Source organism: Kaistella pullorum (assembly GCF_014837035.1).
GTDB lineage: Bacteria > Bacteroidota > Bacteroidia > Flavobacteriales > Weeksellaceae > Kaistella > Kaistella rhinocerotis.
This window is the reverse complement of record NZ_JACSPS010000001.1, coordinates 485,507-510,981: the sequence shown is the minus strand read 5'-3', so window position 1 is coordinate 510,981 and position 25,475 is coordinate 485,507. Positions and strand designations below refer to the sequence as shown.

At 43.6% G+C, this 25,475-nt stretch carries 27 protein-coding genes; 20 read left to right on the top strand and 7 right to left on the bottom strand.

Features of this window, described 5'->3' with window-relative positions; all coding sequences use genetic code 11:
• Positions 1 to 36: 36 nt before the first annotated feature.
• Both H9628_RS02435 and H9628_RS02430 read right to left on the bottom strand, forming a co-directional pair.
• A complete protein-coding gene (locus tag H9628_RS02435) occupies positions 37 to 408 on the bottom strand; it encodes a hypothetical protein (RefSeq protein WP_251832523.1) in 372 nt (123 codons plus the stop codon).
• Positions 409 to 411: 3 nt separating this feature from the next.
• Positions 412 to 1,212, bottom strand: a complete 801-nt coding sequence (locus H9628_RS02430; protein ID WP_251832522.1) for a sulfite exporter TauE/SafE family protein — start codon at positions 1,210 to 1,212, stop codon at positions 412 to 414.
• A gap of 209 nt (positions 1,213 to 1,421) precedes the next feature.
• Here H9628_RS02430 and H9628_RS02425 point away from each other — a divergent pair, with 209 nt between their 5' ends.
• The 11 genes from H9628_RS02425 to H9628_RS02375 all read left to right on the top strand — a co-directional run bounded on the left by H9628_RS02425 (position 1,422) and on the right by H9628_RS02375 (position 13,118).
• On the top strand, positions 1,422 to 2,948 hold the full coding sequence (locus H9628_RS02425) for a helicase HerA-like domain-containing protein (RefSeq protein WP_251832521.1): 1,527 nt from the start codon (positions 1,422 to 1,424) through the stop codon (positions 2,946 to 2,948).
• 48 nt (positions 2,949 to 2,996) lie between these two features.
• Positions 2,997 to 4,220 (top strand): 3'-5' exonuclease, encoded by a 1,224-nt coding sequence (locus H9628_RS02420; protein WP_251832520.1) that lies wholly within the window; start codon positions 2,997 to 2,999, stop codon positions 4,218 to 4,220.
• A 110-nt stretch (positions 4,221 to 4,330) separates the two neighbouring features.
• Positions 4,331 to 5,530 carry a diaminopimelate decarboxylase gene (gene lysA, locus H9628_RS02415; RefSeq protein ID WP_251832519.1) on the top strand — a complete coding sequence of 400 codons (1,200 nt, stop codon included), beginning with the start codon at positions 4,331 to 4,333 and terminating at the stop codon, positions 5,528 to 5,530.
• A gap of 62 nt (positions 5,531 to 5,592) precedes the next feature.
• Positions 5,593 to 6,075, top strand: coding sequence for a hypothetical protein (locus H9628_RS02410; RefSeq protein WP_251832518.1), 483 nt, complete (start codon positions 5,593 to 5,595; stop codon positions 6,073 to 6,075).
• 58 nt (positions 6,076 to 6,133) lie between these two features.
• Positions 6,134 to 6,862: an energy transducer TonB gene (locus H9628_RS02405; RefSeq protein WP_251832517.1), complete on the top strand. Its 729-nt coding sequence runs from the start codon at positions 6,134 to 6,136 to the stop codon at positions 6,860 to 6,862.
• Complete coding sequence (locus H9628_RS02400; RefSeq protein ID WP_251832516.1) at positions 6,859 to 7,584, top strand: energy transducer TonB; 726 nt, start codon at positions 6,859 to 6,861, stop codon at positions 7,582 to 7,584. The genes H9628_RS02405 and H9628_RS02400 overlap by 4 nt, the downstream gene beginning before the upstream one ends.
• A gap of 155 nt (positions 7,585 to 7,739) precedes the next feature.
• Positions 7,740 to 9,197 carry a tRNA (N6-isopentenyl adenosine(37)-C2)-methylthiotransferase MiaB gene (gene miaB / locus H9628_RS02395; protein WP_251832912.1) on the top strand — a complete coding sequence of 486 codons (1,458 nt, stop codon included), beginning with the start codon at positions 7,740 to 7,742 and terminating at the stop codon, positions 9,195 to 9,197.
• Between the two features lie 28 nt (positions 9,198 to 9,225).
• Positions 9,226 to 10,503 carry a sigma-54 interaction domain-containing protein gene (locus H9628_RS02390; RefSeq protein WP_251832515.1) on the top strand — a complete coding sequence of 426 codons (1,278 nt, stop codon included), beginning with the start codon at positions 9,226 to 9,228 and terminating at the stop codon, positions 10,501 to 10,503.
• A gap of 1 nt (position 10,504) precedes the next feature.
• Entirely contained in the window at positions 10,505 to 11,041 is a 537-nt protein-coding gene (lptE, locus tag H9628_RS02385; RefSeq protein ID WP_251832514.1) for an LPS assembly lipoprotein LptE, read from the top strand.
• 1 nt (position 11,042) lies between these two features.
• Positions 11,043 to 12,725, top strand: a complete 1,683-nt coding sequence (locus tag H9628_RS02380; protein ID WP_251832513.1) for a hypothetical protein — start codon at positions 11,043 to 11,045, stop codon at positions 12,723 to 12,725.
• 24 nt (positions 12,726 to 12,749) lie between these two features.
• Positions 12,750 to 13,118, top strand: a complete 369-nt coding sequence (locus H9628_RS02375; RefSeq protein WP_251832512.1) for a sulfite exporter TauE/SafE family protein — start codon at positions 12,750 to 12,752, stop codon at positions 13,116 to 13,118.
• Between the two features lie 24 nt (positions 13,119 to 13,142).
• Here the strand turns inward: H9628_RS02375 and H9628_RS02370 are convergent, their stop codons facing one another.
• The 4 genes from H9628_RS02370 to H9628_RS02355 form a co-directional block, all read right to left on the bottom strand.
• Complete coding sequence (locus tag H9628_RS02370) at positions 13,143 to 13,793, bottom strand: DUF4126 domain-containing protein (RefSeq protein WP_251832511.1); 651 nt, start codon at positions 13,791 to 13,793, stop codon at positions 13,143 to 13,145.
• Positions 13,794 to 13,856: 63 nt separating this feature from the next.
• Positions 13,857 to 14,234, bottom strand: coding sequence for a ribonuclease P protein component (gene rnpA, locus H9628_RS02365; RefSeq protein WP_251832510.1), 378 nt, complete (start codon positions 14,232 to 14,234; stop codon positions 13,857 to 13,859).
• A gap of 22 nt (positions 14,235 to 14,256) precedes the next feature.
• The gene (locus tag H9628_RS02360) at positions 14,257 to 15,009 is read right to left on the bottom strand and encodes a tRNA threonylcarbamoyladenosine dehydratase (protein WP_251832509.1); all 753 of its coding nucleotides are present in this window, start codon (positions 15,007 to 15,009) and stop codon (positions 14,257 to 14,259) included.
• Positions 15,002 to 15,637, bottom strand: a complete 636-nt coding sequence (locus H9628_RS02355; RefSeq protein WP_251832508.1) for a TatD family hydrolase — start codon at positions 15,635 to 15,637, stop codon at positions 15,002 to 15,004. Before H9628_RS02355 ends, H9628_RS02360 begins: the two co-directional genes overlap by 8 nt.
• 80 nt (positions 15,638 to 15,717) lie before the next feature.
• On the opposite strand from H9628_RS02355, the gene H9628_RS02350 reads away from it, so the two are divergent.
• The 6 genes from H9628_RS02350 (at position 15,718) to H9628_RS02325 (ending at position 21,823) form a co-directional block, all read left to right on the top strand.
• Entirely contained in the window at positions 15,718 to 16,344 is a 627-nt protein-coding gene (locus tag H9628_RS02350) for a TetR/AcrR family transcriptional regulator (protein WP_251832507.1), read from the top strand.
• A gap of 135 nt (positions 16,345 to 16,479) precedes the next feature.
• On the top strand, positions 16,480 to 17,454 hold the full coding sequence (locus H9628_RS02345; RefSeq protein WP_251832506.1) for an outer membrane protein assembly factor BamD: 975 nt from the start codon (positions 16,480 to 16,482) through the stop codon (positions 17,452 to 17,454).
• Between the two features lie 42 nt (positions 17,455 to 17,496).
• Positions 17,497 to 17,823 (top strand): DNA-directed RNA polymerase subunit omega, encoded by a 327-nt coding sequence (locus H9628_RS02340; RefSeq protein WP_251832505.1) that lies wholly within the window; start codon positions 17,497 to 17,499, stop codon positions 17,821 to 17,823.
• 123 nt (positions 17,824 to 17,946) lie between these two features.
• Positions 17,947 to 19,164 carry a bifunctional phosphopantothenoylcysteine decarboxylase/phosphopantothenate--cysteine ligase CoaBC gene (gene coaBC / locus H9628_RS02335; protein ID WP_251832504.1) on the top strand — a complete coding sequence of 406 codons (1,218 nt, stop codon included), beginning with the start codon at positions 17,947 to 17,949 and terminating at the stop codon, positions 19,162 to 19,164.
• A 9-nt stretch (positions 19,165 to 19,173) separates the two neighbouring features.
• The gene (gene porD, locus H9628_RS02330) at positions 19,174 to 20,079 is read left to right on the top strand and encodes a type IX secretion system protein PorD (RefSeq protein ID WP_251832503.1); all 906 of its coding nucleotides are present in this window, start codon (positions 19,174 to 19,176) and stop codon (positions 20,077 to 20,079) included.
• A gap of 94 nt (positions 20,080 to 20,173) precedes the next feature.
• On the top strand, positions 20,174 to 21,823 hold the full coding sequence (locus H9628_RS02325; RefSeq protein ID WP_251832502.1) for a DNA repair protein RecN: 1,650 nt from the start codon (positions 20,174 to 20,176) through the stop codon (positions 21,821 to 21,823).
• Between the two features lie 73 nt (positions 21,824 to 21,896).
• On the opposite strand, the gene fumC is transcribed toward H9628_RS02325, so the two are convergent.
• The gene (fumC, locus tag H9628_RS02320) at positions 21,897 to 23,279 is read right to left on the bottom strand and encodes a class II fumarate hydratase (RefSeq protein ID WP_251832501.1); all 1,383 of its coding nucleotides are present in this window, start codon (positions 23,277 to 23,279) and stop codon (positions 21,897 to 21,899) included.
• Positions 23,280 to 23,455: 176 nt separating this feature from the next.
• Here fumC and H9628_RS02315 point away from each other — a divergent pair, with 176 nt between their 5' ends.
• The 3 genes from H9628_RS02315 to H9628_RS02305 all read left to right on the top strand — a co-directional run bounded on the left by H9628_RS02315 (position 23,456) and on the right by H9628_RS02305 (position 25,465).
• Positions 23,456 to 23,743, top strand: coding sequence for a hypothetical protein (locus H9628_RS02315; RefSeq protein WP_251832500.1), 288 nt, complete (start codon positions 23,456 to 23,458; stop codon positions 23,741 to 23,743).
• A gap of 329 nt (positions 23,744 to 24,072) precedes the next feature.
• The gene (prfA, locus tag H9628_RS02310; RefSeq protein WP_251832499.1) at positions 24,073 to 25,158 is read left to right on the top strand and encodes a peptide chain release factor 1; all 1,086 of its coding nucleotides are present in this window, start codon (positions 24,073 to 24,075) and stop codon (positions 25,156 to 25,158) included.
• A 67-nt stretch (positions 25,159 to 25,225) separates the two neighbouring features.
• Positions 25,226 to 25,465 (top strand): hypothetical protein, encoded by a 240-nt coding sequence (locus tag H9628_RS02305; RefSeq protein ID WP_251832498.1) that lies wholly within the window; start codon positions 25,226 to 25,228, stop codon positions 25,463 to 25,465.
• Positions 25,466 to 25,475: the final 10 nt, after the last annotated feature.

Sequence of the window (25,475 nt, the reverse complement as noted above, 5' to 3'; positions counted from 1 at the left end):
TGTTGCGCGCCTAAAGGGTTGATCTGATAGAACGTGTCAATCTGCCTGTTGGGATAACCTGTATTCTGTAGTTTTTCCGGCTTTGTCAGACAGTTTTCCGGCCTGCCCATCCTGCACGATTTCCCACATATAATTTTCATTGGTGAAAATTGGGTTTCCGCTGTGATTTACCGTTTTCGCGACCAGTCTTTGTTCACCTCCGTCGATTGGTGTAAGTTTTACAGCGACCAAATCGCCTTCGGAGTAATAAGTGACTGTAAGGTTTTCGCCCGCATCGTTTTTAAATTCGAGCGGTTTTTGAACCAGTTCGGCCTCTGCCGAAGCGCTTTCCGAAGCATTTTCTGTCGTGGATTGTTTGCATGCGGCCACACTTAAAATCACAAAAAGACCAAAAATTATATTTTTCATAGTTTAAAATTGTTGCTTTAAAAATATTTCTTTAATAATGATGAAAAGCCCCATTGCCAGTACGATCCAGCCAAACAGCGGCTTCAGTTTGCGGCCGTCCATCTTTTTTGACAGCCCCAAACCGATAAAGATTCCGAGTACGGATAAGGCACTGAAAACGAGCAGAAATCCCCAGTCATGCTTCACCATTTTCATCGTACTCAAAAAACCAAGCAGCGAGTTCATCGAGATAATGAAGAGCGACGTCGCTACGGCTCTTTTCATCGTGAGACCCAGCAGCATGACCAGTGCGGGAACGATCAGAAACCCGCCACCAGCGCCAATCAGTCCGGTAATAATTCCGACCAGCAAACCCTGAGAAACAAGGAGTGTGTAGTTGACCTCATCATATTTTCGCAGCCGCGGTCTTTCATTTTTCTGGATCATTTTTACAGACGCGATCAACATTAGGATAGAGAACAGCAGCAGCAAAAACATGTCTTTGGTAAGCGTAATTCCCCATCGGTTGATGATATAGTGCGGTAAATGCGGCAAAACAAGCCGCCGCGAAAAGAGTACACCTAAAATTGAAGGAATGCCGAAGGTGAAAGCGGTGCGGTAATTAATCTGTCCCTGCCGAATAAACCCTACGGAGCCTACGGAGCTGGTGACGCCCACTACAAATAGCGACAAGGCTGTGGCGGTGACGGCATCAAACCCGAAGACATAGACAAAGATCGGTACACTCAGGATACTTCCGCCGCCACCGATAAGACCCATTACGAGTCCGATGATGATTGCCGATAGGTAACCTAAAATTTCCATTATTAAATTTTGGATTTTTGAAAGTGCAGAAAAAAAATTGCCTTTTTGAAAAATTGAGCTTCACAAAACTACTAAATTTAAGGTAGAATTCCGGATTAGAACTGTTCGTTAGAGATGACTTTTATACAGTTTGGCTTTAAATTCACACCCGCTGTTTACCGGTTGTTTGACCGCCATTCCTTAACTTTAAACATTAAAAAGATACTAAAATGCACAATAAGATCAAATTTATTGAGGAACTTTCAGCGCGCTACAGCACCAAAGGAAGCTTTATTACCCTCGGAAAAGGCATGCTGGATGGTGAGGTGATCGCAGAAACCGACATCAGGATTCCCTTGAAAACGCTGAACAGACATGGTCTTATCGCGGGTGCTACCGGAACCGGAAAAACCAAGACCCTGCAGGTTTTTGCCGAACAGCTTTCGCATCAGGGCATTCCGTCGCTGGTTTTGGATATAAAAGGTGATTTTTCGGGCATTGCGGAAGCCGGTGCGGAAAGCAGCATGATTTCCGACCGTTACGCAAAAACCAAATTGCCCTATCAGCCGCAATCTTTTCCGGTGGAATTAATGTCAATCTCAGGTGAAAAAGGAGTCAAGCTTCGGGCAACGGTCACCGAATTCGGGCCGCTTCTGCTGTCAAAGATTTTAGATCTGAATGATACCCAGACGAGCATCATGTCAATTGTTTTTAAATATTGCGATGACAAAGGCTTGCCGCTGATTGATCTTGATGATTTAAAGAAAGTTTTGCAGTACGTCACAGATAATTCACAAGGCAAAGCAGACCTTGCCAATAATTACGGTTCTATCGCACCGGCTTCGCTTGGCGCTATCCTGCGTTCTATCGTGGCTTTGGAGCAGCAGGGCGCAGCGCAATTATTCGGGGAGCCGAGTTTTGATGTGATGGATCTTTTGCACATGCGCGACGGCAAAGGTGTGGTGAATATTCTGCGCGTTGCGAACATTCAAAGTCAGCCACAACTGTTTTCTACGTTCATGCTGTCTCTTTTTGCTGAAATTTATATGACCTTCCCGGAGGAGGGAGATTCTGGCAAGCCGAAACTTGTGTTGTTTATCGACGAGGCGCATTTGATATTTAAAGAAGCTTCGAAAACCCTTTTGTCGCAGATTGAAACGATGGTCAAACTGATCCGGTCAAAAGGTGTCGGAATTTATTTCATTACCCAAATTCCGGGCGATGTGCCGGAAAATGTACTTTCGCAGCTTGGTCTGAAAATTCAGCATGCGCTGCGCGGATTCACGGCGAAAGACCGAAAGGAAATTACGAAAGCGGTGGAGAATTATCCCGTAACCGAATATTACAATGCAAGCGAACTGATCCAAAATTTAGGTATTGGCGAAGCTTTTATCACCGCATTAGATGAAAAGGGAATTCCAACACCGCTCGTTCACACTTTTTTGATTTCTCCGGAGTCTCGGATGGACGTACTTTCGGACGCGGAAGTGGCTGAACTGACCAATAAGTCTGCTCTCGTAGCTAAATATGAACAGTCACTGAACAAAGATTCCGCCTACGAGATGCTTACCAACCGTATGGAACAGGCTGTGCAGAAAGCCGAGCCAACACTGCGTAAAAAGGAAGTAAAGGAAGAGCCGGGAATGTTTGAATCTGTGATGAAATCCCGCGCCGGGCGTACTTTCGCGAACACACTTGCCCGTGAAGGTGCAAAATTTGTACTCGGAATGTTTGGTTTGGGCGGCAGAAAAAGGTAAAATTGCGGCAAATTTGGCTTTGCCCGATTGATTTGAGAAGAATAAAAAATGTACGCAGTAATTGATATAGAAAGTAACGGAGCGGGTTTCAGGCAGGAAAGTATTATTGAAATTGCTGTGTTCAGGTATGATGGTCACGAGATTGTTGACCAGTTCATTTCTTTGGTGAACCCAGAAAGTGAAATCACGCCGTACGTGCAGAAACTCACCAATATTTCGCCTAAAATGGTGCGAACCGCACCTAAATTCCCGGAAATTGCCCGACGAATCATTGAGATTACGCGGAACACCATTCTGGTGGGTCATAATATTGAATTCGATTACCGCATGCTTCGCCAGGAGTTTAAAAGATTAGGTTACGAATTTAAGATTAATACGTTAGACACCATTCCATTAGCCAAAAAACTCATTCCGGAAGCGGAGAGTTATTCACTCGGGAAACTCGTGAAGTCACTGGGCATTCCGCTTGTTGATCAGCATCGTGCCGCCGGGGACGCGCGCGCAACTTTAGAACTGTTCAAGCTTCTGCTGATCAAGGATAAAGATTCAGAAATAATTCAACAGCATCACGAAGAGAGTAACGGCAAGACGTACCTGAACAAAGTGCGGAATCTTACACAGGATTTGCCCGCGGCGCGTGGGATCATTTACCTTCAGAACAAGGATGGCAAGATTATCTATTACGATTTCGTAGATGACCTCAGCAAATTTGCAAAACATCTTTTCAGTTCCAAGCTTAAACGCTGGAAACAGATTCAGGAAGAAACAGAGCAGATCCAGTATGAGCTTACCGGCAGCAATCTTCTGGCAAAACTGATGATTTCTACCAAAGGTCTACGCAAAAAAGAAAACCTGCAATATGGTCTCTTTCACCGCGGCGAAAAGTATTTTGTGGAAAAGACCGTCAATATCAAAACGGAAGAACCACTGTTGAGGTTCAGGTCATTTACAGAAGGCCTGAAAGCGGTGAATTTTCTTCAGTCACGGCCCGAACTTCAGGATGTGGAAAAGCTAAAAGACCTTCTTACCATGCGCGACCGCAGTGAACTTTGGTCTTCCGAAGGCAGAACATTGGGGGAAAAATCTTTTCTGATAATAGAAAATGGCCAACTGAACGCTTTTGGTTTCTACGAATTTCATACGCAGATCAATACACGAAAAAAGATCGACGCCATCAAAATTCCGTTCACCAGATTTTCTGATGATGTGAAAAACGAACTGAAACTTTCGCTTCTGCGCGGCGACTTTACAGTTTATCCACTTCCCAAATAAGTTTTTTGAAAATAATATAACTTTGCATCTTCTTATTTTTAAGAGGTTGACGGTAAAATGGTAATCGACTTCACATTTTGCTGCTTCACTAATATTTTAACAACCATAAAATGACCGATAAAGATTTATTAAAAATAGCCGAACAGTTCGGCACCCCGACGTATGTCTATGACGCTGAATCCATCAGAATTCAGTACGAAAAACTGACCTCAAGTTTCCACAAGACTACTCGGTTTTTCTATGCCTGCAAGGCACTTTCAAACATTAATATCTTAAAATACATTAAAAATCTGGGCGCAAATCTGGATTGTGTTTCTATCAACGAAGTGAAACTCGGCCTTCGCGCAGGTTTTGAAGCTAATAAAATTCTTTTTACGCCCAATTGTGTTGATCTGACGGAAATAGAAGAAGCGATGGCGCTTAATGTGCACATCAATATCGATAATATCTCTATTCTGGAGCAGTTCGGTAATAAATATGGTGGCTCATATCCCATTTTTGTCAGAATTAATCCACATATTTTCGCGGGCGGAAATTATAAGATTTCCACAGGACATATCGATTCCAAATTCGGGATTTCAATTCATCAGCTCCGCCATATCGAGCGTGTGATGAAAACCACCAATCTCAATGTAGAAGGCCTTCACATGCACACCGGAAGCGAAATAAAAGATCCGGATGTCTTTCTACAGGGACTTGAAATCATGTTCGAACTGGCCGAACATTTCCCAAATCTAAAATACCTGGACATGGGAAGCGGCTTCAAAGTGCCATACCAGGAGGGTGACATGGAGACTGATGTGAAAACTTTAGGTAAAAAAGTGGAAAAAGCGCTCGCTGAATTCTCAAAGACATCAGGGAAAAAATTTGAACTTTGGTTTGAACCGGGGAAATATCTCGTAAGCCAGAGCGGAAATCTGCTGGTAAAGACAAATGTCATCAAGCAAACCACAGCCACGGTTTTTGCGGGTATTAATTCAGGTTTCAATCACCTGATCCGTCCGATGTTTTATGATTCTTATCATAAAATCGACAATCTTTCGAACCCGAAAGGTGCACAGCGCATCTATACAGTAGTAGGTAACATTTGTGAAACCGATACTTTCGCGTGGGACCGCAAACTGAACGAAACGCGCGAAGGCGACATCTTGGTCTTCCGGAATGCCGGTGCGTACGGTTTTGAGATGAGTTCAAATTTTAATTCACGGCTTAAGCCTGCTGAGGTTTTGTTCCTCGATGGAACTGCGCATCTCATCAGGAAAAGAGACGAGTTCGAAGATCTGCTCAAAAATCAGATTGAGGTTTTGTAAAAACTTCATTCAGTAGCGACGAAAGTAGTCAGGAATCTGTAACTTTATTCAAAATTCACCCTATGAAAAAGCTATTAGTACTGTTTGTGTTCTGCTGCAGTTTTTTGAATGCCCAATATCTGGTGGAAGAGACAGATATCTCCGATAATACGAGTGAACTTGCAAAACTTTCCATCTATTACGATCTGAATAACCCGATGGAGTTTTACCGTCTGAAATGCGAGAATGCGGTTTATGCGCAGTTTCCGGGTGGCGAAAATGCTTTTAAACAGACACTGTTTAGTAACCTCCAAAGCTATCTGGACACGAGCCTGTATTCGGTGAACGGAACTTTTGAACTGATCCTTTTCGTAAACAAAGCCGGTAATCTGCAGAGTTTTCAGCTGAAGCCGGAAGTTCCGAACAGCAATTTGCTTTACCGCGACCTCGAACTTGCCTTGCGGCGAATGAACCCGAAGTGGACACCCGCTAAATGCGGAGGCGTGGCAACCGACTCCAAATTAAGGCAAAAGCTGAATTTCAGAACTGAAGCCTCAGATATTTAGTAAGTTAGCCCTGCAAGCAATTGCAGGGTTCTTTTATATATATTTAAAAAAAAATTAAATGGTGAAAAATTTATGCATTCTTCTGTTCATTAACAGCTTGGTATCTGCCCAAACACTAAAAAGCTTTCCGCCTGATCAGCACAGTTATATGGGAGGCAGAGAAGCCTTCTACAGCGACTTTCAGAAGATTATTCTTGAGAAAAAACTGTCTCCGTGTGAAAATAAAAAAGAATATTTCCATGCGCCCATCATCATAGATAAGGATGATACCGCGATAGTTTATGATGGGAATAACGCGCGTGCGCCCGAAAGTCAGTGTGCAGTGGCCCTCACAAGAGAAGTAATAAAGTCAATGCCAGGCTTTGTAGCGGCAAAGATAGATGGGAAGCCAACGGTAGCCGTAGCTCAGTACCTTATTTATCCGGATGCTTTTTTTGAGAATTACAAGGATGGTTATTCTCCTTACAATCAGATAGTGCAGCCTGAGTTCCCGGGCGGTATTGATGCTTTTCGGGAGCTTGTTAATCATCGTACTGACGTAAGTAATTTTTATCTTAAAGGAAAAGGCAAAGTCACCGTAGTCGTTCAATTTAAAATTAATAAAGAAGGGTCTATTGAGAATGTAACGCTTAAAAATTCGTCAGGACTTAAGGAATATGATGATATCATCATTTCTGCAGTGAAATCAATTAAGAAAAAATGGACGCCTGCGACGCTTCATGGAATCATTATAGATTACAACTTCAGCATGCCTCTTTCTTTATCCTCAAAAGATATCATCCGATGAATGTAAAATTTCTCTTTTTTCTGCTTCCACTTTTCAGCTTTTCGCAGGCCGTAAGCGATTTCCCGGATGGTCAGACACCTTATGTTGGAGGTTATGAAGCGTATTATAAAGATTTTCGTGAAATAATTAAGGAACAGAATATAAAGCCGTGCGCAAACGAAGCGGAGTTTTATCAGTTTACCGTATTGGTGAATCCCGACGCGACCATTAGTTTTGTGAAAGACCGGCACGAAAAGTATCTTTCCGCCAACAAATGTGCAGCATATCTTGCGCGGGAAGTGGCAAAATACCAGGATGCGTGGAATCCCGCGGTTATCAATGGCGTGAAACAACCTGCGATCGCAACGTTTACCATTTTCCCGAAACTTCTTTTTCAGAATGCGGCTGATGCTTATCAGCCTTCCATTACTTACCCTGTTTACGACAACCGTGGCGAAAAACATCTTTCTCATTTTTCGAAACAGCTGAAAGCAAATCTGGATTTGCAACGTTTCTCGTGGAATGACCGTTTCACTGTAGAAGCGAACTTCATTATTACCAAAGAAGGAAAACTCGAAGACATCGTATTAACCAAGAAAACAGGTCTTGAAGAATTCGACCGGATGATTTATTATGCTTTCAAAAGAACCAATAAACGCTGGAAACCCGCTACAGTAAACGGTATGCCCGTAGATTACCGTTATAGTTATGTTTTGTCTGCACGTACGGAAATAGAGTATTAAGGTCGTGTATTTTTATTTAATGGTTTCGTTTCCCATGCCGATACACTGACATTCTGTCACGAAATTACTTATCTTTGCAATCTTAACGTGCCTTTGTATTTTTAAATTAAAGGCAGCGTATTTTTACTTTTAATATTTTTTTGAATTTTAATATCGTGCAGGAAAAATATATTGACGAAACCAAGCAGGGCGAAGCCTTTGCAATTGCGGAAAAACCTCAGAACTCCAAAAAACTCTTTCTCGAAAGCTACGGCTGCCAGATGAATTTTTCAGACTCTGAAATTGTAGCCTCCATCCTGAATGAGCAGGGTTACAATACCACTTTAAAACAGGAAGAAGCAGACCTTATCCTGCTGAACACATGCTCTATCCGCGAAAAGGCGGAGCAGACTGTACGCATGCGTCTGTCTCAGTTTAAAAATTTAAAAAAGGAAAAACCAAATCTTACCGTGGGTGTCCTCGGTTGTATGGCAGAACGCCTCAAAACTAAATTTTTAGAGGAGGAACAGCTGGTTGACCTCGTTGTGGGTCCCGACGCCTATAGGGATCTGCCTAATCTTTTGAAGGAAACCGATGGTGGCCGCGATGCGATAAATGTAATTCTTTCAAAAGAAGAAACGTATGCGGATATCAATCCGGTGCGCTTGGGCGGCAGCGGTGTTACCGCGTTCGTTACCATAACACGTGGCTGCGACAATATGTGTACGTTCTGCGTGGTTCCGTTTACGCGCGGCCGCGAAAGAAGCCGCGATCCGCATTCGATCATCAAAGAATGTGTGGATTTGTGGGAAAATGGCTACAAAGAAATTACGCTGCTGGGTCAAAACGTAGATTCATACCTGTGGTACGGCGGCGGTGCAAAAAAAGATTTTAAAAACGCCTCTGAAATTCAGAAACTGACGGCAGTGAAGTTTTCGCAACTGCTTGATATGGTCGCTACTGCGGTTCCTGAAATGCGTATCCGCTTCTCGACCTCGAATCCGCATGACATGACGACGGATGTTTTCGAGGTCATGGCCAAACATAAGAACATCTGTAAATACGTTCACCTGCCCGTACAGAGCGGCAGCGACAGGATGCTGGAGAAAATGAACCGTCAGCACACGCGCGACGAATATTTAGACCTGATTGCGCAGGCAAAAAAAATCGTTCCAGAAATCGCGTTTTCGCAGGATATGATCATCGGTTTTTGTGGTGAGACAGAAGAAGATCATCAGATGACACTTTCGCTGATGCGTGAGGTGGGGTATGATTACGGATATATGTTCGCCTATTCTGAAAGACCCGGAACGCCCGCGCACAAAAAGATGGAAGATGATGTGCCTGCAGATGTGAAGCAGCGCCGTTTGGCTGAAGTAATCGCTCTGCAGGGTGAGCTTTCGCGAAAAAGGATGCAGGGATATGTGGGCCGGATTCATGAAGTTTTGATTGAAGGAACTTCAAAGAAAAACGAAAACCAGTGGAAAGGCCGCAATTCACAAAATGCAGTTTGTGTGTTTGATAAGCTTGAAGGCCAGAAATTAGGAGACATCGTGTCCGTTATGGTGCACGGAAACACGCAGGGAACACTTTTGGGGACGACGGTTCAGTCCGTTTCCGTTGAGGTAAACTGATTTTCCTTAAATTAAAAATTTTCAAAAAATGGCAGATTTACAATCTATAAAAGCAAGATTCGGCATCATCGGGAACTATCCCGCACTCAACCGCGCGCTTGAAAAGTCGATACAGGTTGCTCCGACAGATATTTCGGTTTTGGTAATGGGTGAATCTGGTGTTGGAAAAGAATTTATCCCAAAAATAATTCACGGAGAATCCCGCCGTAAGCATCAGCCATACATCGTGGTCAACTGCGGTGCCATTCCGGAAGGAACGATTGATTCTGAACTTTTTGGTCATGAAAAAGGTGCTTTTACTGGCGCAACTTCCACGCGTAAAGGATATTTTGAAGTAGCTGACGGCGGAACCATCTTTTTAGATGAAGTGGGTGAACTGCCCTTGCAGACGCAGGTACGGCTTTTGAGGGTTTTGGAAAGCGGTGAATTTATGAAAGTAGGTTCGTCACAGGTGCAGAAGACCGATGTAAGAATTGTAGCTGCAACCAACGTGAATATGCTCAAGGCCATCGAAGACGGCCGGTTCCGGGAGGATCTTTATTACCGATTGAATACGGTTCAGATCGATATGCCGCCACTGCGCGAACGAAAAGGTGATATCCATCTGCTTTTCAGGAAGTTCGCAATAGATTTTGCCGAAAAGTACCGCATGCCGGAACTGATGCTGACAGACGATGCCGTAAATTACCTGGAAAAATACCCGTTTCCCGGAAATGTGCGCCAGCTTCGAAACCTCGTAGAGCAGATGACCGTGGTAGAACAAAACCGTTCGGTAAACGCGATTAAACTTTCAGAATACATCCCGCAACATAATAATTTGCCGGCTATCGTTCAAAAAAATTCGGGCAGTGGCAGCCAGGATTTCGGTTCGGAGCGCGAGATTATGTACAAGATTCTTTTTGATATGCGAAATGACCTTAATGACTTGAAATCACTTACTTCCGAGCTCATTAAGAACAGAGGCAATAATGATCTGAGCCATCACGAGAAAAACCTGATAAACCGCGTCTTCACGCCGGACACTGCAAACGCAAATACGAATTCTCTGTTGTATTTCGAGAACTCAAATAACCAGTTCCCAAATCAAAACATGATGACGGAGAGTGGTGATGACTATGGTGAGGTAGAAGATATCGAGATTGAGGAAACCAAACAAACTTCACTTTCGCTTCAAAATAATGAGCGTGAATTAATAGTAAAAGCTCTCGAAAAGTATAATGGCCGGAGAAACAAGGCTGCGGATGAACTTGGGATTTCGCAACGCACGCTCTACCGAAAAATTAAGCAGTATAATCTTGAAGATTAAGATGAGGTACGATTTAAATAAAACAAAAATTCTGGCGCCGTTATATTTAATGGCTGTCGTTATTTTGCAGGGTTGTTACTCTTTCACGGGCTCATCTCTGAGTCCTGAAACACAGACAATTCTTATACGGGATTTTCCTAATAATGCTGCGCTGATGAACCCGAATCTGGCACAGCAGTTTTCCACGGATATTCAAAACCGGTTCCTGCAGCGCACCACACTCAAAGGAGCCGCGGAAAATCCCGATATCCTGATAGAAGGTGAAATCACCGATTATGCAATCACGCCCACCACGATATCGTCTGCTGTGAACGCTCCCGGCGGCAATATTCAGGCTGCACAGAATAAGCTCACCATAACCGTAAAAGTTCATTATGAGAATAAGATCGAACCTGAAAAAAGCTTTGACCGTACCTATTCGGATGAGGCGGTTTTCAGCAGCGACCTTGATATCAATGCGATAGAAGCATCACAGGTGAAGGTGGTAAACGAAAGGATTATTAATAAAATTTTTAACGACATCGTCGCTAACTGGTAATATGAAGGGAAGAATCTTAGAATTGGTAAAAGCGCCGGATTTGGTAGTAAGCAGTGATTTAAAACTGCTTCAGTCTGAAATCGAAAAAACACCTTATTCGCAAAGTATCAGGGCGTTATATCTTTATGCTACACACAGGCTGAATCCGGAAAGTTACACTGAGGTTTTATCTGAAACTGCCGCGTATACTACCGATAAAAAGAACATCTATCAATTTATCAATAAGAAAACTGCTCCAACACCAGAAATGAAAGTGGCTTCTGAGCCACAGGTTGGAGAAGCAGAAGTAGCGGTTGTTCAGGATTCTAAAGTTTATACTGAAATCATAGCTGAAGAACGCGAAGCACCAAAGCAAGTGCACGTAAACGGCGAACTGAACCGAATTTTGTTTGAAGGCGAAGAAGATTTTCTGGAGCGTGAACAGGTTGCGATTGACATCGAACAAAGCAGAGAAAGTGGCGTGATCACCACACAGCCTGTTGAAAACCAAAAGGAAATCGAAAAACCTAATGTTTCTCAAAGTGATCCGGAGACGGTTTCTGAGACAGTTCCTCTTGTTCCGCAAACCCCGGATCTTCCCGAAATTCCCGAAGAATCGGGGAATGAAGGCGCGCAAGTGATCGATACAGATCCAATAAAGGATGCTGCAACCGATACGGTTGAAGTGCAAGAAGAGGAAGTTAAAGGGGCGGGCACATCAGTAAATTTCCACGGCACGGAGGATTTCCTGCCCGAAGTGAAGCTTTCTGCAACGCCGGTTTCTCCTGCAATGAAGCATGTGTCAGAAGTATCACCTTCCAAACATGAGCTCGAGATGCAGCAACTTATTGCGGAAGTGGAAGCGAAAATGAAAAAGCGTCGCCGAATCGCTGAGCCGGAAAGCGAAACAATACTTGATAAAGGTTTAGATTTCGCCGATGTGCAGGATTTTGAAGTGAAGGATGAGGAAAAAGAAACAACTGAATCAACAGTCTTTGAAAATTCTCACAATGCTGAAAAATCTTTGGAAATTGAAGACCAGGGTACTGAAAATAATGAGGATTCGGCCGCAACAGACAGCAAACCTACTGATGGTTGGAAGCCAATGTCTTTTTCAGGAAACACACCGGACGCGCTTTTATTGCAATCTGAAGATAAGAAAGAAATACCTGCAAAAAGTGCTGATATTGAAGCTGAAAACTCGGTTTTCGCAGCGGAGAATTCTGAAGATTCTGCATTTAATATTTCATTTTTCACCCAGGAAGTTACCTCGCTCGAAACTACGGCTGCTGAAGATTTGATCCGCGATCTGAAAGACCACGTCGAACCACAGGAAACAGAGGAGGCCAGTAATGTTCCGGTTTTCATCAATACCTGGCAGAAGTGGTTGAAAATTGACCGCACACCGGAGGTGCCGCAGGTTTCAAAAGAAGTGGAGAAAGAAAAGGTGATCGAGAATTTTATCGTAAAAGAGCCAAAGATTTCCAAGCTTAAGGAAGAATCGGATTTTGTGGTTAAAGACCGCGGCGACAACATCTCACACCTGATGACTGAAACGCTCGCAAAACTTTACATGGATCAGAAACTTTACGCCAAAGCGATAAAAGCCTACGAAACACTGACGGAGAAGTTTCCCGAAAAGAAATCTTATTTTGCGGAACAGATTAAACTGATCAAGGAACTGCGCCAGAACAGGCAGCCTTAAAACAATCCAAAATAATTAATGAAAATGGATGTTACGATAATTGTTGGCCTGATGTTATTAGGTCTGTTAGCTGGCTATCTGAGCGGTCTGGTGGGCATTGGCGGCGGAATAGTAATGGTGCCGGTTTTGGTGCTGTTGTTCGGCTTTACGCAACATCGCGCGCAGGGAACAACATTAGCTCTCCTTATTTTTCCTGTTGGAATTTTAGGCGTATTAAATTATTATAAAACCGGAAATGTCGATATAAAAACGACATTGCTGCTGTGCGTGGGGTTTGTGCTCGGCAGTTATCTTGGCAGCAAAACGGCAATTACGCTGTCACAGGACATGCTTCGGAAGATTTTCGCGGTGCTGCTCGTGGCCGTGGCTGCTAAAATGTTTTTTCAGAAATAATACTGCTATACTGCTAAATGCCGGCTAATGTTCGATATTACGCCGCTCCACAGCTTCTACATCGATGATTTTTGCGTGGCTCGGAGTTCTTAAACCTTTGATTTTCCGCCACAATTTCCGTCCAAAGATAAACACCGTAATCAGCAACCCGATTGCAACTACAAATGCGATTACTGGTGCTGCCAAAGCCAAAAATGACATCAAGCCTGCACCTGCTGTCTCAGTTGTGGCCACCACGGAATTACCTAAACCGCCTGTGGTAGCCGTAGATGCCGCACGCGTGCCGGCAAAACCCGAACTGATCGCCGCGGCTGTTCCGCCACCAGCAATCAACGCCAATGCCCATTGCGGAAACAATCCAATATCAGCGAACTGACTTGCAAACATCACCGTACCGGCAGCTGTCGCGAGCGGAACCGACAAAGTATCCAGCAAATGGTCAATAAATGGGATATAATATGCCAAAATCTCAGCGATCATCGCGATTCCTGTCGCTATAAGTGTCGGTAGGCCCGTAAGCCACGCAAAGCTTTCCGTCATCGGAATCCAGCCAAGGTACGAGGCCAAACTTACCGCAAACATCGGCATGAAAATGCGGAAACCTGTAGCCGCAGCCAGTCCGATACCGATAAATGCACTGAGGATATAAGGCAAAAATGAGGCTTCGCTGAGCATATTTTAATCGTTTAAAAGGTTGAAGGCAAAACAAATGTACAAATTAATCACATTTGCCGGACTCTAATTTTTTGGTTTACAAAGCATTAGAAAATCTTCCTGTACTGCATAGAAATCTGCGGGCATTTCTTTGGAAATCCAGAAGATCATCGCAAGTGTATTCTCGCCAAAACGTGCTGCAAACGCCGGTTTGTGATGCCGGTACGCTTCGCGGAGCAGGCGTTTGACACGATTTCTGTGTACCGCTTTTTTAAATAATTTTTTCGAAACTGACACGCCGGTTTTCGGTCCCAACAACTCGGAACCTTCCTGCGGCTTCCTGTCCAGATCCAGCGAAATGACGCGCAGATTTCCGCAGGACGTCCATTTTCCTTTGGTGAAGAGCAAATCGATCTGGCGTTTTTGCTTCAGTTTTTGATGTGCGGAATATTTGTAATCCAAGTTTAGTGTTTAAAAGCCGATTCTAAATGTCTGAGCTGGTTGCGGTGTCGTTCTCTTTATCAATGAGATAATTAATGACTTCTGCCGCTGCGTACAAACCGAAAATTGCCGGAATATAGCTGATTGTTCCGTAGAACGAACGTTTATAGTTGCTTCCGTCTGTCATTTTCAGGCTATCTTCATCCTGAATTTCATTTGAAAACACGCAGCGCACGCCTTTGTCGATCTTTTCGGCTTTCAGGCGTTTCCGCACCTGGCGGGCGAGGAAACAGTTGTAGGTTTTGCTGATGTCGCGCACCATCACTTTGGCAGGATTTATTTTGCCGCCGGCACCCATGCAACTCACAATTTTAATGCGTTTGCGTTTAGCCGCTTTTATGAGTTCAATTTTTGGCGTAACGCTGTCAATACAGTCGAGCACATAATCGAACTGGTCTCCGTCGATCACGGCCTGCATTTTTTCTGGTATCAGGAATTCGTTGATCTCGGTGAGTTCAATTTCCGGATTGATGTCGCGCAGACGCTGAGCCACCAATTCTACTTTCGGTTGCCCGACCGTGGAGTGAAGCGCGGGCAACTGTCTGTTGATGTTGGTTAAATCTACCGTGTCACCATCAACGATGGTAAGTTTTCCGACGCCTGCGCGCGCCAAAAATTCAGCAGCAAAAGAACCCACGCCACCAAGTCCCACTACTAGCAGGTTGGCACGTTTAAGTTTTTCAATTCCGTGCGCTTTTACCAAAAGTTCTGTGCGTTCCAGCCAGTTTTTATCCATTTTGAAATGGTAAATTTATTGATTTGAGGTTTTCGGGGATTTGAAGGTTTAATTCTTCAATCGTTATATTTCTTAGTTCGGCGGCCTTTCGATAAAGTTTTTCAATTTCAATGTCCGCGGAATCGGTTTCGATAAAGAATCGGTTTGGCGGCATTGCTTTAAAAAAGGCCTGCAAATTTACGTTATACATCAGTGATTTACCAAAACTGAGCATGAACTGCTTTTCAAGCAACTCATCACCGATAGTTTTCCGCTTATTGAAACCGTGAATCACCACGCGTACAGCCGCGTTCCGGCAAATTTCAATTATTGCCGGAAAGCTTTTAACACAATGGATGATTAAAGGTTTCTGAACTTCGTTGGCCAGCATGATCTGTTTTTCAAAAACGTGTTTCTGCAGATCTGCATTTTCATACCGTGCGTCGAGGCCGCATTCGCCAATTGCCACGCAGTTTTCCAATAGCGCCATTCTTTCCAGCCAATCAAACTTCTGCTCAAGGTCTTCGGAAATGGAATCTGGATGAATTCCTGCAGAAAAATACGTTTTCGGCAGTTCATCATTGAACTTCAGATTATAGATTCCAAAATCTGTGTTTGAGTTGTGGTGATGAAAATCAAAGTACAGCATCAGAATTCGCGGACATGATTGTTAAACATTCGTTTGAATTTTCAAGTTAAAATTTTTAACTTTACTAAAAATACAAAAAAATGAAAAAGAAATTTTCGGATAAGCAGATTCATATCCTGGATGTAGCCGAGAAACTCATCGCCCGGAAAGGCTTTGAAGGTACGTCGATCCGTGATATTTCGTCGCAGGCCAACATCAATGTGGCCATGATTTCCTATTATTTCGGTTCTAAAGAGAAAATGATGTCTTATCTGTATCGCTACCGCGTGCAGAAAACACGTGAAAGTTTTGCGGAATTTGCCGAAGGCATAAAAGATTCAAAACCCGAAGTTCAGATGAAGGAACTGGTGAAACATGTGGTAAGCCAACTTTTTAAATATAATTATTTTCATGGTTTCGTCACGCAGGAGCTTCGCCATACAGAGCATCTTAAAGACGATCTTCTCGATTTTTATACCACTTTCACTGCAAACATTGATGATGTGGTGAAAAAAGGTGTTGCGAGCGGTGTTTTCACTTACGCACCAAAAGCCGAAGATTTGCTGACTATCATTTTGGGATCGTCGCTGTTCGTCATCCGCAACAAAAACTTTTATGAAATCTACCTGCCCGAGAAAGAGGAAGATTATCTGAAAAATGCCGAACGCAAGATGCTTGCAAATATGCTTGTGGCCGTTTTTGCGCTTTTAGGTTATAAAACAGCCTGAAATTTCGATGATAAATCCTTACGTCCGAAGTCTTTTAAGTTAAATAGTCTTAAATAAAAATCTATTAGCAAAAAAAATCTATTTTTGCAGACTGAAGTGCAGAAACCTTAATTATCTTTCTGCCATGATTCATTTATGAGAAAATATCTGATAGTTCTGGTTGCTTTTATTGCGATCACGGCCTGCAACCGCCAGCAGGATCTGGCCATGAAAAGTGCCGACAAAGACTATATCTTAAAAGTAGCAAACGAAAATTTCGAGAATAAAAAGTGGACCAACGCTCTGGCGCTGTACGAAAGGCTTTCAAACCTTGTGGCGGGTACAGATGACGCGCCAAATGTGGTTTACAACTCGGCTTACGCCAACTACTACGACAAAAATTACAAGCTTGCAGGGCATCAGTTCAAAAACTTTTCGGTAACGTTTCCACAGGATCCACGTGCTGAAGACGCAGCTTACATGTCTGCCCTTTGTTTTTACGAAGGTTCGATGGATTACAACCTTGATCAGACAAGTACTGAACTCGCGATCAATGAACTTCAGAACTTTTTGAATAACTATCCAAATTCGGAAAAATCAAAAAACATCAATACGCTTATCGACGAACTTACCTATAAACTGGAGTTCAAAGCGTACGAAAACGCCCGTCAATACTACAAAATGGCAGACTATAAAGCTGCAAATGTAGCATTTGAAAATGTGCTTTTTGATTTTCCAAGTACCAAACTCGCACCGAAGATCCATGATTTTATCTTAAGGTCTAAATATGAGTTGGCCGTAAATTCTGTTTATGATCTGAAAAAGGACAGGATAGAGAACGCGCTTGCTTATACAAAACAGGTGGAAAGAGAATACGCCGGTAGCGAAAATGCAAAGACCGCCGTGGAACTTCGTGAAAAACTTGCAAAAGAAAAAGAAGCATTCCTCGAACTTGAAAAGAAAGTAGAAGAGCGCAAAAAAGAATTGCAGGATCGCCAAAAAGCAGAGGAAGCAAGGCTGAACGCAGAGCGCGACCAGCAGCAGGCTGAGAAAAAAGCAGGGCAAATTGCACGTGACAGTGCTGCTCAGGCAACGCCGCCGCCCGCGGCCACTTTCAATATTGGGAAATAAGCCGTATATTTGCAAACTTTAATTAACATCAATCAACTGAAAATGAGCGCTAAAGATTCTAAAGCCGAACTGAGTACCATCACGTACGATAGAGATAAAATCGAAGAAAATGTGGGTTCAATCTATGAAGCCATAGTGATCATGGGCAAAAGAGCCGAGCAGGTAAATGCTGAGATCCGCTCTGAACTTCACAATAAACTGGATGAATTTGCAGTGCACAATTCAACGCTGGAGGAGGTTTTCGAAAACCGCGAGCAGATTGAGATTTCAAAACACTACGAAAAACTTCCGAAACCTACTTCAATCGCGATTCGTGAGTGGCTGGATGAGGAAATCTACTTCCGCCACACAGACGAGAAAAATAGCTAAAAGTATTTTTTCCGGTAAAAGACAAACCACAGATCAATGCGCTATCTGTGGTTTTTTTTAGGCCAACTCTGGCGTAAGGTTTCTTAAATTTTAACTAAATTCGTTCAGCGAATAAATCAAAATATGGCCATCAAGGGAAAAAAAATTCTCATCTGTGTTTCCGGCGGAATTGCCGCTTATAAAATCAACATCCTGATCCGGGATTTTGTAAAGCAAGGTGCAGAAGTACAGGTATTGATGACGCCTTCGGCCGAAAATTTTGTTTCGAAACTTACGCTTTCCACGCTTTCGAAAAATCCGGTTTATTCGGACTTTTATTCCGAGAACGGTACGTGGAACAATCATGTTGAATTTGCGTTGTGGGCAGATGTGGTTTTAATGGCGCCGTGCACGGCAAACACTTTAGGCAAGATGGTACACGGACTTTGTGACAACTTGGTGCTGGCAACGTATATGTCGGCAAAATGTCCTGTTTTCATAGCTCCGGCGATGGATCTGGATATGTATCAGCATCCCTCAACGCGGCAGAATCTGGAACTCGCTGAAGATTTTGGGCATATCATCATCCCCGCAGAAACCGGCGAACTTGCGAGTGGTCTTCACGGGCAGGGCCGCATGGCGGAACCGCAGACCATCTTCCGTCATATCGAAAGTTTTTTCACAGAATCAAGCAGTTTAGCAGGTAAAACAGTATTGATTACGGCTGGACCAACCTATGAAGCGATCGATCCAGTGCGCTTCATCGGCAACCATTCTTCCGGAAAAATGGGCTTTGCTCTTGCTGAGGCAGCGGCAGAACGGGGCGCAAACGTGATCCTGGTTTCAGGTCCTACAAACTTGCATCCTGTGCACGAAAATATTAAGATCGAAAGAATTACTTCCGCACGCGAAATGTTGGAGGTTACCTCCAAGTATTTTGACGAAGCAAATATCTTTATCGCCAGCGCAGCTGTGGCTGATTACGCTCCAAAGGATGTTGCTAGTGAGAAAATCAAGAAAAATGATGATTCGTTGACCATTGAGCTCGTAAAAAATCCGGATATTTTGAAGACTTTGGGTGAACAGAAAAGCCATCAGTTCATCGTCGGCTTTGCGCTTGAAACTCAGAATGAGGAGGCCAATGCAAGACAGAAACTCACGAAGAAAAATCTCGACATGATCGTGCTGAATTCCCTGCGTGAGGAAGGCGCAGGCTTCGGAGGCGATACCAACCGGATAAAAATCATTACCAAGACAGAGGAAACAGATTTTCCGATAAGAACTAAAAACGAAGTGGCTAAAGATATTCTGGATGCCATCGAAACGCGTCTTTCAAATAATCAGACTAATATCACGTTTTAGACTTTACTTATGAAGAAATTATTTACCATATTCATCGCCCTTTTCGTATTTCAGCTTTCAACAGCGCAGGAACTACTGGCCAATGTGCAGGTGAACGCGCAGCAACTTGGAGGCAGCAACACACAGGTTTATAAGACATTAGAAAAAAACCTTCGCGATTTCATCAACAATACAAGTTGGACGGGCAAGAAACTTCAGAATTTCGAGAAAATCAAATGCAATTTTGCGGTGGTGATTACAGAGCGCAGCGGAAGCAGCAGTTTCAAAGGAAGTATCGTGGTACAGGCTGTTCGGCCAGTGTTCAATACCACGTATGAGACGCCTTTGCTGAACATCAACGACACCAATTTTGGTTTTGATTATACTGAAAATGAAAACCTTGTTTTCAATGAAAGACAGTTTTCAGGCAAAAATCTTATCGATGTGGTGAGTTTTTACGTCTACACGATCCTGGGTTATGATGCAGACAGTTTCCAGGTTCGTGGCGGACAGTCTTGGTTTGAAAAAGCCCAGAAAATCAGCAATAATTCGCAAAACCAGAATTTTGGAGGCTGGTCTGTGATGGACGGAACGCGTACCCGCGGAGCATTGATCGATAACATCCTGAAACCTGAACAAAACACGCTGCGCAATATTTTCTACACTTATCACCGCGCCGGCCTCGATAATATGGGCAAAACGGATCAGAGTTCGGGTAAAAAAATCGTTGCTGATGCGCTGTTACAGCTCAAGAATTATGAGAACAGTTTCCAGATGAACTATCCGGTAAACATCTTTATCGATACTAAAAAGCAGGAGATTTTCGACATTTTCAGTAACGGGAACAACGCGAACGTGAACATGGCGGACCTGAAAGCGCTTTTTGTCATCCTGGCTCCGCGCGAAATCGACAGTAAATGGAATAAGTGGAAATAGCCGCGGGAGCTTCCGAAAGGCCGATTCCTTTTAAATTTCCCTAAATTTGCGTTCACTTTTAACGTAACCATTTCGCTAAAACGATTTTCAATACATGCTTTCCAGAATTTTTATTCAAAATTTCGCGCTCATCGATTCTCTTGAGATTACTTTAAACAAAGGTTTACAGGTAATTACGGGTGAAACCGGGGCAGGGAAATCTATTATTTTGGGTGCTTTGCGTTTGATTTTGGGTGAACGCGCAGATTTGAAATCACTTCAGAATTCCGAATCTAAAAGTGTAGTAGAAGCCGAATTTAAAGTGGGTGAAAATTTCAGGGCTTTTTTTGAAGAAAATGACCTCGATTTCGACGTACACACGATCATCAGGAGAGAAGTGCTGCCCAACGGCAAATCGCGGGCGTTTGTAAATGATGTTCCGGTCACGCTGGATATCCTTCGTAGTCTGTCCGGAAATCTTATTGATATCCACTCTCAGTTTGAAACTTCAAACCTGTTTAGTGAAGAATATCAGTTTCGTATCATTGACGGACTTTCGGGCAACAAAAATCTTATTTCGAAATACCAGAAGCATTTTTCCGATTTCAAAAAACTGAATCGTGATCTGAACCTTGCAAAACAGCAGCTTGCAGACGGAAATAAGGAAAATGATTATAAGACTTTTCTGCTAAACGAATTAAATGATGCAAATCTCGACCAGATTGATCTGGAAGAGCTGCAGAGTAAAGTGAAAAAGCAGGAAAATGCCGAAACAATCACCGAGAACCTGTCTCAGATTTTCGCGAAGATGGATGCTGAGGAAGTAGGAATTTTAGATTCGCTGAATGATGTGAAAGCCAAACTATCGAAAGTAGCGGAGCTTTCACACGAGTTTACGCTGCTTAACCAGCGTTTTCAGGAAAATTTTCTTGATTTTAAAGACATCGTGTTCGAATTGCAGGACGAAGCCGAAAAAATGGATACGAGTCCGGAGCTTCTTTTTGAGCTTACTACAACCTTGAATTCCGTCAACTCACTTCTGGTGAAACATTCGGTAAATACCGTTGAAGAACTTCGCGCAATTCGTGACGAGCTTGAGAGTGAACAGCACAATTTTTCCCAACTCGAAAATACAATTGCAGACCTTCAGAAAAGAAAGGAAACTGCGCAGGCTGAACTTGAAAAATTAGCTGCAGAATTGGCGGCAAACCGAAAAAAATCGGTGCCGATTTTTGTTTCCAAAGTTGAGACATTGCTGAAACAGCTGGGTCTTGAAAAAGCAAAACTTGAGGTTGATCTTCAGTCGGCGGAAGATTTTAATAATTTTGGTAAGGAAGAGATCAAACTTTTGTTTCAGGCCAATTCCGGTTTTGCCTTAAAACCTATACAATCAGCGATTTCGGGTGGTGAACGGTCACGCGTAATGCTTTCAATAAAAAAACTGATGGCTGAAAATACCGAACTTCCCACATTGATCCTAGACGAAATCGACACCGGAGTTTCCGGAAAAGTGGCTGAAGAAATGGGCAATGTGATGAGGGAAATGTCGGACAACCGACAACTCATCGTCATCACACACCTCGCGCAGGTGGCCGCAAAAGGCGATAATAATTATAAAGTTGTAAAACGCGATATCGCTGGAAAAACGCAGTCAACTATTATCCCGCTCGATTCTTCGGAAAAACTCAATGAAATCGCGCAGTTGCTGTCTGGCGCAAAGATTACCGAGGCGGCTATTTCTCAGGCGAGGGAGTTGATGAAGTAAATTTAAACCATTAAAAAATAAAGAAAAGCGCAATCCAAAATTAAGATTGCGCTTTTGTATTTTAAATTAGATACTAGACCATATCCTCCGCTCTCACCCATTCATCAAACTGCTCAGCAGTTACGAGTCCTAGGTTTACAGCTTCTTCTTTCAGCGTCGTGCCGTTTTTGTGGGCTGTCTTTGCTATTTTGGCAGCATTCTCATACCCGATGTGTGTGTTCAGCGCAGTAACAAGCATTAAAGATTTATCTACAAGCTCCTTAATCCGTGGCTTGTTGGCTTCAATACCTACTGCACAGTGATCGTTAAACGAAATGCACGCATCGCCCAGAAGCTGCGCAGATTGGAGGAAGTTGTACGCCATCACCGGCTTGAAAACGTTCAGCTCATAGTTCCCCTGCGTTCCTGAGAATGAAATGGTGGTATCATTACCCAAAACCTGTGCGCAAACCATTGTAATGGCTTCATTCTGTGTTGGATTCACCTTTCCAGGCATGATAGAGGAGCCCGGTTCATTCTCCGGAATGTGTATTTCTCCAATTCCGCTGCGCGGTCCGGATGCTAACATTCGGATGTCCTGTGCAATTTTATAGAGCGCTACAGCTAACTGCTTCAAAGCACCGTGACTTTCTACAATGGCATCGTGTGCGGCCAGCGCTTCAAATTTATTGGGTGCCGTTTCAAAGGGAAGACCCGTAAATTCAGAAATATATTTTGCTACCAGTACGTCATAACCTTTCGGGGTGTTCAGGCCGGTTCCAACAGCAGTTCCACCGAGCGCAATTTCCTGAAGATGGTCTAAAGTGTTGGTAATGGCTTTCACTGCATAATCAAGCTGTGCGACATAGCCCGAAAACTCCTGGCCAAGGGTAAGCGGCGTAGCATCCATCAGGTGTGTGCGGCCAATTTTTACGATATCTTTAAATTCTTCCGTTTTCTGCTGCAGCGTATCGCGCAGTTTTTCCACAGCCGGCAGCGTATGTTCCACCACTTTTTTGTAGGCGGCAATATGCATGGCGGTTGGGAAGGTATCATTTGAACTTTGAGACTTGTTTACGTCATCGTTTGGATGGATGATCGATTTGTCGCCCAGTTTCCCACCGTTATTTACGTGCGCTTTGTTCGAGATCACTTCATTCACATTCATGTTGCTCTGTGTGCCCGAACCGGTTTGCCAGATCACGAGCGGAAACTGGTCATTCAGTTCACCGGCAAGTATCTCGTCACAAACCTTTGCGATCATATCACGTTTTTCCGTTGGCAAAACTCCCAATTCTGCATTGGTATAAGCCGCGGCTTTTTTCAGGTAAGCAAAAGCCTCGATGATTTCCTGCGGCATTGATCCTTCCGGACCAATCTTGAAATTATTGCGGGAACGCTCCGTCTGTGCGGCCCAGAATTTTTCGGCAGGAACCTGTACCTCGCCCATCGTGTCATGTTCTGTTCTGTAGTTCATTTTTTGGTATTTAATAGTACGACTCAAAGTTACGATTATTCACTAAAATCAGCGGTCCGTTTCACTTAGATTTCATGGTGGAAAAGTCTCAGGAGTTTACCACCCCAGCCGAATATTCCGTGAAAATTCTTTGCCCGAAACAAAATTTGTCCTACTTTTGCCTAAAATCATTTGCAATGTTGATCTTATCCTCATTCTTCCCGTTTTATCAGTTCCTTTGGACGGTTTATTTCATCATCATGTTCCTCGTAGGATTCTGGTGTATATTTATGTTCTTCGGATACGTAATCCCTATTTGGCTGACGTCCGGTCTTATGGAATATTTCGGCAAAACAAAACCGTTTGATCCTGAGGATGTACGCCGCAAGATTCTTACAGAGCAGGAAGGTGTAGAACTTGTTTACAGCAATCCGAAAGGTCGCGGCCCGTTTTTGCACAGCCACGATAGTCACGGTCATCACTAGTTGATGTCATCGCTTCCCACTTTACTCCCGGGAAAAGCGATCACTGAGCAACATATCATATATCGGTCAGGTTTCGTTTACGGAACCTGATTTTTTTTGCCTGATTTTAAGGAGCAACATGGGTTTTGCAGCTTGCGGACACCCTTCCGGCTTTCCATTTTAGCCACGCGGCGCTGGCGCGCCGCGTGGGCTGCCATTGCAATCCGGGCTATAAGACTGGGGAGATTCCCTCCCGAAACGTTTAGTTCGTGCTTGCGGTATTTCGGTCTGCAACTTCTTACTTTGCTCTTTCCACAATTCACTATCTTTGCGCACAAATTTTTTTTAAAATGTCCAAATCGCTCATTCCAAAGCTTGAAGCCATAAAACAGCGCTATAACGAAGTTGCTGACCTCATTATCCAGCCCGACGTAATTTCTGATCAGAAAAAATACTCCGCACTGAATAAAGAATACAGTGACCTCGGTAAGATTGTTACAGTATTTGATCAGTATACGCAGGCATTACAGACCATTCAGGAATCAGATGAAATCATCGCTGATGGCTCAGACCGCGAGTTCATGGAAATGGCCAAGATGGAAAAGAATGAGGCGTTGGACAAAATTCCGGGCATCGAGGAGCAGCTGAAAGTATTGCTTATTCCAAAAGATCCTGCAGATGATAAGAACGTTATCGTTGAACTTCGCGCGGGAACTGGTGGGGATGAGGCAGCCATTTTTGTAGAGGATGTGTACCGTGCGTACGCCATGTTCTTCAAGACAAAGGGCTGGCGACACGAAATCACCGATGCGAATGAAGCCTCCAAAGGATACAAGGAACTTATCATGAAAGTGGAAGGTGAGGGAGTGTACGGCATTATGAAGTTCGAATCGGGTGTTCACCGCGTGCAGCGTGTGCCTGAAACCGAATCTCAGGGTCGTGTTCATACTTCTGCGATCACCGTGGCTGTACTTCCGGAAGCCGAAGAAGTGGATTTCGAACTGAATCCCGCGGACATTGAGATGCAGACTTCGCGTTCCGGCGGCGCGGGTGGACAAAACGTAAACAAAGTGGAGACGAAGGTTCAGCTTACGCACAAACCTTCCGGATTGGTAGTTGTCTGCCAGCAGGCTCGTTCTCAGCTTGCGAACCGCGAACTGGCGATGGAGATGTTGCGGACGAAACTTTACGATATAGAACTTCAGAAAGTGCAGGGCGATATTGCTGCTCAGCGGAAAACTATGGTTTCTACCGGTGACCGTTCGGCAAAGATCAAGACTTATAACTATCCGCAGGGCCGTGTGACCGATCACCGGATTAATAAATCCATTTATAATCTTGATGCGTACATGAATGGCGACCTCCAGGAAATGATCGATGCCGTGATCATGGCTGAGAATGCAGAAAAAATGAAAGGCGAAGAAGATAATTATTAATAAATAATCGTTATTTAAATAAAATATGTAATTTAGTCAGCACATTACAACTTAAAAAACAATTATTATGAAAAAAACCTTATTTGTCGGCATCGCTGTTGTTGCTTTTGCACTTTCTTCATGCAAGAAATCTGAAAACACAGAAAACATGAGCACAGATTCTTCGATGACTGGTACTACTGACTCGATGATGGTAAGCCCGGATACGATGGCTGCACCAAATGCAGATTCTATCAACACTACTGTGATGCCAGATGCTACAGGAACGGGCACTGGTACCACTACTGATGCAGATTCTGCGAGATAATCTCCGTATT